This is a genomic window from Labilibaculum sp. (assembly GCF_041595635.1).
Classification (GTDB): Bacteria; Bacteroidota; Bacteroidia; order Bacteroidales; family Marinifilaceae; genus Labilibaculum.
The window spans coordinates 1-8,047 of record NZ_JBFHJW010000100.1 but is presented as its reverse complement, the minus strand read 5'-3'; the positions used below and the strand labels follow the sequence as shown (position 1 = coordinate 8,047).

Here is an 8,047-nt window from a genome sequence, read left to right as displayed (position 1 = left end):
TTATCCCAGAAAAAAAAGATTAGAATTTTGATGGAAGACTAGCTAGTTGTTCTGTTTTATCATTTACTGTATGCTTCTTTTTATTATCTTATTTTAGGGTGAGATGATTAAGATTTTTAATATCTTCTATTCTTGTACAATCTTTATCGTTAAAATATTCTTCCCATTCGCCAACTATACCACTTCTAACAAATGAGCTATCAAAGTTTATTTTTAGTCGAATCACTAAAGATTCTTCACGAGCTATCGTAATTTTTTTCATACTCTTCTTTAAAGTATTCCTCATACTTTGAATTCATGCATGTTCAACGTAGTCAATCTTCTGAATGTAAATTATCAACCATAAAAGCCCCTTTCATTTTTTGTTATTTCTTCTTTATTTTTACACCTAGTCTTTTGAATTTATTGTTATTTAGTTTATAAAAAGGAGTTTTTTTACCTTAGTCAAAATCGAGTGTAACGTCAAGTTATCAGGTGTTTGTCTTGTTTATCCTTGATGCTCGGATTGATTTGACTCAAAGAATAGGTAAATATTGTTTATCTTCCCAATCAAATTAAATGCTTTATGAATTTTAAAGTTAGCCTATTTATGAACAAACAACTTAAATTTGCACAAACATTGCTTATTGCTGTGCTCTTACTTGCGTGCAAAACCCCAACACCTATGGATCTTAATAAGGAAAATCTAATTCCGAAACCTACTAGTGTAGTAGCCACAGGAAGTTCTTTTGATTGGACATCAAAAACCAAAATTTTTATTTCAGAAAATCAGGAGGAAAGCAAACAAATTGCTAATTATTTAGCAAAATTTATAGCTCCTGCTACTGGTTTTACTACTCAGGTGGATGCTACAAGTAAAGCAGACAGTAAAAATGGCATTGTTTTGCTATTATCTGGAAATAAGATATTGGGAGATGAAGGATATAGTTTAACAATTACAGAAAAACAGGTACTCCTAGAAGCACACAATGCTGCTGGATTATTTCGAGGTGTCCAAACGATTAGGCAGCTTTTACCGGCTAAAATAGAATCGGATCAATTGCAAGTTGGCCCTTGGGAGATAGCGAGTGGTTCTATTGAAGATGCTCCTAACTATGAATATCGAGGAGCCATGTTGGATGTGGTTCGTCACTTTTTTGGGATTGATGATGTCAAACGATTTATCGATTTGATTGCAGCTTATAAAATGAATGTTTTGCATTTACACTTGAGCGACGATCAGGGATGGAGAATTGAGATTAAATCGTGGCCTAATTTAACCACTCATGGTGGAAGTACCCAAGTGGGAGGCGGTAAAGGTGGTTTCTACACTCAAAAAGAGTATCAGGAAATTGTTCGCTATGCACAGGAAAGGTACATTACCATTATTCCTGAAATCGACATGCCGGGTCATACTAATGCGGCCTTATCATCCTATGCAGAACTGAATGCGGATAACAAAGCAACGAAGATGTATACCGGAACCCGAGTTGGTTTTAGCACTTTGGATACGGATAAAGAAATTACCTATAAATTTATTGATGATGTGATTGGCGAATTAGCGGCTATAACTCCAGGCGAGTACATTCACATTGGTGGGGATGAATCGCATGCTACCAAAAAGAAAGATTACATCTATTTTGTGAATAGAGTGCAAAAAATTGTGAGTAAGCACAACAAAAAAATGATTGGTTGGGCGGATATTGCTGCGGCAGATTTGGAAGAAAATTCATTGGCTCAGTTTTGGCAAACTCGTCCTAAAAATGCTTTGGCAGTCATCAAGAAAAATGTGAAAATAATTATGTCGCCAGCTAATCTTGCTTATATGGACATGAAGTACGATTCAATTTGTCCGCTCGGGTTAAATTGGGCCGGTTATGTGAATGTAGAGAATGCATACGATTGGAATCTAGAAACTTACGTGGAAGGAATTAGTAAAGAGAATATCGTAGGAATTGAAGCGCCATTATGGGGAGAAACTATTGAAAAGATGGATGACATTGAATATCTTGTGTTTCCTCGTTTGCCTGGATATGCCGAACTTGGTTGGTCGAAGGATGTCAATAAAAGTTGGGATGAATACAAATTACGCTTAGGAAAACAGAAGCAGCGATTCCAATACATGAATATCAATTATTTTGCTTCACCACTAGTTCCTTGGCAGGATCAGGCAAGAGATAGCGTGGTAATGAAGTAAGGTTAGAGATCACTTATTATTGTGAGAACAAATTCGTGTAGTATAGTAAAATATAAAAGTGGAAGATAAATGTTTTTATCAGCAAAGGGATTTTATGTTGTAGTCTTTTTGGCATTATTATATACTTTACAACTCCTTATGCATCAATAGAAAAGTTAGTTCTCGAGTTTGATTTAAAAGTTAGCGAACAAGCGATTCTTAAATACATTCTATTCTTCAGAAATAAGATCAAAAAAATCTGGCAGCAATAAATTGCTGCCAGATTTTTTCATCTCATTAGTTGTAATTTCCCAAAAACATTCGAAACGACCAGTAAAGGTCCATTTTCAGAATCGAGCGTAAACTCTGTTGTAAATAAATTACTTTGATAACGCAATGTTTTGCAATCTTTCAAATAATCTTCTTTGTGATACATTTTTACAAATTGATGAGAATCCTCACGACCCGATTTCTTTCCCGTTTTGTACTTTAAACTAATGGATTGATTCATATCAGACCAGCGAAATTCGCAAATATCATTGGTTTCGATATTTTTCCATTCACCATCCATTATAATATTCATCATCTCAGTTGAATTCATAACTTGCTAGTTTAGTTTTCACTACCGAATAAGTTACGAAATTCTCTGAGATTTATCTCTTCATTTTTTATTCTTCCTCTGGTTTCCAGCTTTCCAATTTAATTAAATCTGGAAAAGCTTTGGGTTTGTAAATCGATTTGCCTTCAAAAACTCTCAAGCATTCTTGAATTCCCTCACTAATACTTGGGTGTGGATGAACATTTTGGCGAATATCTTTTAAGGTTCCTTTTTGAGTAATTTGATAAGCTATCGAAGTAATTAAAGTTGAGGCTTGTGGACCCGCTGCACGCATGCCTAAAATTCGATCTCTTCCATCATCACTCACAATGATTTTTACAAATCCATCGGTAGCTCGCATTGCAACCGCACGGTTTACCAAAGCATTCGAATAGGTTGCTACACGGTAGGGAATTCCTCTTTTTCGGCAGCCTTTTTCGTTCAACCCAACTGCTGCTACCTCGGGTTTAAAAAACATTAAGGTGGACATGTTCGAATAGTCCAATGGGTATTCCAGATTTCCATATAAAGTCTCAACGATATATCTGCCTTGAAGCTCTGCCACCGAATAAAGTTGTGCGTGCCCCGAAACATCACCTGCTGCAAAAATATTGCAAGATTGAAAATTATCTGTGGCACAAACCTCGTTAATATCAAGAAAACCACGATTCGTTTTTGTAATGCCAACATTTTCCAAGCCAATATCGTTCAAATTTGGCACTCTACCAATGGCAACAACAGCCACATCTACCTCTAAAACTTTCGAGTGACCATCCTGATAATCTAGTACAACTTCTAGAAAGTCTGGGCGTTTTCGAATGGTTCGTAGGTTGGCTGTATGGTGGATTGTTACACCATTATTTTCGAGATTTCTAGAAACAAAACTACTTACATCGTCATCTTCCGAAGGAATAACTTTGTGTTGTCGGTCGAGTAGATGTACCTCTGTTTGATTGTAATTAGAGAAAATGGTAGCATATTCACACCCAATAATCCCTGAGCCAATTATAATCATTCTTTCGGGAAATTCTTTCAGATTAATAATTCCTTCGGAATCAATAATTCGCTCATTGTCAATTTTTACATCCGGCATGCAACGTGGACTAGAACCGGTAGCAATTATAAAATTCTCTCCTTGAATTTGCTCTGTTTTGTCATCCGACTGAATCTCTATCGTGTGTTTGTCGATAAATTTTCCCCAACCATATTTTAAGGTGATATTCCCGCAAGTTTCCGATGGTTGCGAATAGGTTTCAATTTGCGAAAGCATTTGTAATTGTTTTTGCTTAGCAGCTTGAATTATAGTTTGCTGTACTTTCTTGTAATCCACATTAATTGCCGAGGCACGATAACCTCTGGTTACAGTCGATGCAATGGAAAAATCTCGGGATAATTCCCACATGGCCTTTGAAGTTAAGGCACCATTCATAATTCCTGCACCTCCAATATGGTTTGCTTCTATTAAACAAACCGACTTTTTAAAATCAATAGCACGCATTGCTGCTGAAAAACCTGCAGGACCACTTCCCAGAACAACAAGGTCGTATTTTTCTATACTCATAAAAACTAGTTGTTTATTGTTTAAGTTAGCCCAATTTCTAACTTTTACTGTCGAACTAAATTGGTGCGAAAAGGAAGAAATTATAGCTATCTTGTATAATCTGAATAATAAAGCAGTAAGATATAAATAAATGTCCAAACCAATGGACTTTTATATGTTTTACAGATAAAAAAGTCTTTTTTTTGTTGTGTCCTTTTTGGGTGGGCTATTCACTATATTTTTTTTGTTCTTCAAAAAAAAATACGGTTGCTATCTTTCACACTTGGTTTGTTGAGTTAGCAATCTTTAGTATTATTTCTGCAAACCAATTGAATCTGCCAGAAGACTTAAGTTGAAAGTATAGTGATTTCCTAGTCGAGAAACTATATACTGTTTAATCAACTAGATCTTAATAGAATAATTTCCCTTCTTTTAATTTTTGGTAGGTATGCTTGTATAAAATCTTATGAAGTAAAAGTCCTTCTTTTAAATTTTCTTTACTGATTTCGTTTTCGTGCTCTATAAAATTGGCAATTTCCAGTAAATATTCATCATTTCTAAGGTTGGAGTAGTCTTGTTCAATTAAATGTATATCAGCAAACTGAAGGTAAGGTAGACGGCTTAAAACAGTTTTTCGTTGCTCATTATATTCGTCCAAATTTTTGGCTTTAGTATCAGAGAAATAAAATTCTTGCAAACTATCAACAAAAGAATCGTCAAAGCTTTTCATGAGCACAACTCGATCTTTTCTTAGGCGAAAAAGCTCACAAGTATCGAGTTCTTGGGCTAATTTTTCTTCTTGTTCAATGCCGCGAGTAATAAAAAGATAAGAGAGGTGAGCCAATCCAATGTTTTGTTCTTCATCATCAATCAAATCAAAATGCAGCATCATAATAATTGCCTTTCCTAATTGTGAAATCAAAACATCTTCCCAAAGAATGAAAGGCTCATTTTTTAATGTCTTGTAAATAGAGCGTAAGTTTTCGTTGCAGGCTTTGACCTTTCCTTGTTGTCCATTTTCGATGGCTTCCAAAATGAGTTTGCGAAACTTTTCGTTAGAAGATTTCATGTGTCGATGATTTTAAATAGTAAGGAGCACAAAGGTAGTAATTATCCTTTCATCTGGCGTTAGTGAGGATTTAATCTAAAAAATAGGCTGTCCAAAAAGATCAGCTTCTGTTTATTTAAACTTACCAAAAGATCTGAAATGTTGATTTTCAAATGTATGGCAAGATTAGAGATGTGCCGAATTTTAATTTTTGGACAGCCTTTCACGCGAGAAACAAAAAGGTCTTAAATTATTTCCATATGTTTATGATCGGTTATTTTTTCGCAATAATGGCATTTTAAGGTAATTGGTGAATCGTTAATCACCCTAAAACGAGTGGTTACAGCCTCTACATTAGTAATGCATTTAGGATTCATACATTTGGCAATTCCGACTACCTTTTTGGGGGTTTCTACAATTTTCTTTTCCGCAACCTTGTAATTACGGATGATATTTAATTTTGCATTTGGTGCAATTAGTGAGATCTTATTGATTTCTTCATCTTCAAAAAACTTATCCGAAATTTTAATAATGGCTTTTTTACCTAAAAGTTTACTTTCTAGGTTATTTCCGAAAGTGACTGAGTTTTTGCTTTTATCCAATTCAAGAATTGTAATTACCTGAAAAAGAAATTCAGCAGGAATGTGATCGATAACAGTTCCGTTTTCAATGGCACTTACTTGTAATTCTTTTTTTGTGTTCATATGATGATTTGTTTTTATTCGTGATTAAGAATGTTACAGATTGAGCGCTTTGGCGATAATTGCCTGGCGTGCATATACTCCATTCAGAGCTTGTTCAAAATAGTAGGCTTTAGGGTTAGCGTCAACATCTACGTCAATTTCGTTTACTCTTGGCAGAGGATGAAGAATTCGTAAGTTTTCTTTGGTATTGGTCAACATGCTATTCCTTAAGATGTACACATTTTTCACCTTTTCATATTCCAAAGGATCAGCAAAACGTTCTTTTTGTACTCGAGTCATGTATAAAATATCAGCTTCGTTTATAATCTCATCAAAATCGGTATGTTCAAAATATTTGATGTTGTTTTTCTCCATGAAAATTTTGTAGGCAGATGGAATTTCCAATTCGGGGGGAGCAATAAAGTGGAAAGTAGGATTAAAATGCGACATGGCCATCAGTAAGGAGTGAACGGTTCGTCCATATTTTAAATCACCAACCATAAAAATGTTTAGATTCTCGAGAGTTCCTTGCGTTTTCATGATGGAATATAAATCGAGCATGGTTTGGCTAGGATGTTGATTGGCTCCGTCTCCAGCATTGATAACAGGAATATCTGCAACTTCCGAAGCATATCTGGCTGCACCTTCAATCGGATGGCGCATCACAATAAGATCGCAGTAATTGCTGACCATTTTTGTGGTATCATTCAAGGTTTCTCCTTTAGTAACGCTTGAAGAAGAAGAGTCCGAGAATCCTACAATTCGTCCGCCCATGCGATTAATTGCTGTTTCAAAACTCAGGCGAGTACGTGTTGATGGTTCAAAAAATAAGGAAGCAATAACTTTTCCTTCCAGAAGTTTAGAGTTTGGATTTTTTTCAAATTCAGCAGCTCTGGTTAGTACTTCCATAATTTCTTCTTTGCTGTAGTCATCGATCGATACTAAACTTTTGTTATCCATTGATTAAAGTATTTGGTGTGTTTATAATATGTTTGTTATTTGATAGGAGTAAAAAAAAACCAACAATTACTAAATAGTTAGTAATGCTGGTTTTTCTAATAGTATAGAATTGGAAACGATCTTTCCAATAATCAAATTGGGAATTGTTTCTTAAATTGTGTTTTCTTCGAAATAAATAAAGGAAAAAGAGAGGGAGGAAGTAAAGGTTTTTACTTCTCTTGTTATTTTTTGTCAATCTAGACTGAATTAGTTGTTTCTCCATTCTAGATTACAAATATAGGTATAAATTATGCTAAAAATCAAATGAAAATTTGAATAATTGAAAACATTTTTTCTTAGGTGATGAGGAAGATGGTAATTCGATAGTTGTAGTATGTTGATATTTAAAAGGCTAAATGGTTTTAATGAATTTTGTTTTTACACTTTCAATTTTGGAGAATTTTTCGATGATTTGATCCACATCTTTTTGGCGAATGCTAAGTGTAATTTTGCAGTTGAGGTTAAAGTCTTGGTCTAATTGTTCAGGTTGATCTTCTTTGATGATTTTCATAACATCATTCATAGCCAGGTAATCGAAATTGATATCGTAAATGTCATTTACAGTTTTTTCTACAATCTCAGAGTTGAGGATGGAATCGGCAGCAGCGGCTTTGTAGGCTTGTATTAATCCACTAACTCCTAATTTTGTTCCACCAAAGTAACGAATTACTACAATTAGAATATTGGTAAGTTCTTTCGAGAGTATTTGGCCTAAAATTGGTTTTCCTGCGGTTGAGGAAGGTTCCCCATCATCGTTTGCTCTAAAATTTTTATGATCAGCGCCAAGCATGTAAGCATAGCAATGATGGCGAGCATCGTAGAATTCTTTTTTTAGAGAGTTGATTAAACTTTTAATCTCTTCTTCGCCTGTTACAGGGTAGGCATAAGCTATAAACTTACTTCCTTTTTCTTTATAGAGTCCTTCGGATGGTTTTTGGATTGTTTTATAAGTATCGCAGCTCATCAGCTATTCAAAAGCGGGTTAAAATTCATTTGTAAGTATAAAAATAGCAATAAAAGCAAG

General features: G+C 34.7%; 8 protein-coding genes. 1 reads left to right on the top strand and 7 read right to left on the bottom strand.

Annotated features, from left to right (window positions below; all coding sequences use genetic code 11):
• Positions 1-88 precede the first annotated feature (88 nt).
• Positions 89-262, bottom strand: coding sequence for a hypothetical protein (locus tag ABYT26_RS17030; protein WP_372756122.1), 174 nt, complete (start codon positions 260-262; stop codon positions 89-91).
• Between the two features lie 327 nt (positions 263-589).
• Here ABYT26_RS17030 and ABYT26_RS17025 point away from each other — a divergent pair, with 327 nt between their 5' ends.
• Positions 590-2,176 carry a beta-N-acetylhexosaminidase gene (locus tag ABYT26_RS17025; RefSeq protein ID WP_372756120.1) on the top strand — a complete coding sequence of 529 codons (1,587 nt, stop codon included), beginning with the start codon at positions 590-592 and terminating at the stop codon, positions 2,174-2,176.
• A gap of 268 nt (positions 2,177-2,444) precedes the next feature.
• Here the strand turns inward: ABYT26_RS17025 and ABYT26_RS17020 are convergent, their stop codons facing one another.
• The 6 genes from ABYT26_RS17020 to ABYT26_RS16995 form a co-directional block, all read right to left on the bottom strand.
• A complete protein-coding gene (locus ABYT26_RS17020; protein WP_372756118.1) occupies positions 2,445-2,756 on the bottom strand; it encodes a hypothetical protein in 312 nt (103 codons plus the stop codon).
• Positions 2,757-2,823: 67 nt separating this feature from the next.
• Complete coding sequence (locus ABYT26_RS17015) at positions 2,824-4,314, bottom strand: NAD(P)/FAD-dependent oxidoreductase (RefSeq protein ID WP_372756116.1); 1,491 nt, start codon at positions 4,312-4,314, stop codon at positions 2,824-2,826.
• 388 nt (positions 4,315-4,702) lie between these two features.
• Entirely contained in the window at positions 4,703-5,362 is a 660-nt protein-coding gene (locus ABYT26_RS17010; RefSeq protein ID WP_372756114.1) for a hypothetical protein, read from the bottom strand.
• Positions 5,363-5,586: 224 nt separating this feature from the next.
• Entirely contained in the window at positions 5,587-6,045 is a 459-nt protein-coding gene (pyrI, locus tag ABYT26_RS17005) for an aspartate carbamoyltransferase regulatory subunit (RefSeq protein ID WP_372756112.1), read from the bottom strand.
• Between the two features lie 33 nt (positions 6,046-6,078).
• On the bottom strand, positions 6,079-6,984 hold the full coding sequence (pyrB, locus tag ABYT26_RS17000) for an aspartate carbamoyltransferase (protein WP_372756110.1): 906 nt from the start codon (positions 6,982-6,984) through the stop codon (positions 6,079-6,081).
• Positions 6,985-7,375: 391 nt separating this feature from the next.
• The gene (locus ABYT26_RS16995) at positions 7,376-7,987 is read right to left on the bottom strand and encodes a YigZ family protein (RefSeq protein ID WP_372756108.1); all 612 of its coding nucleotides are present in this window, start codon (positions 7,985-7,987) and stop codon (positions 7,376-7,378) included.
• Between the last annotated feature and the right edge of the window lie 60 nt (positions 7,988-8,047).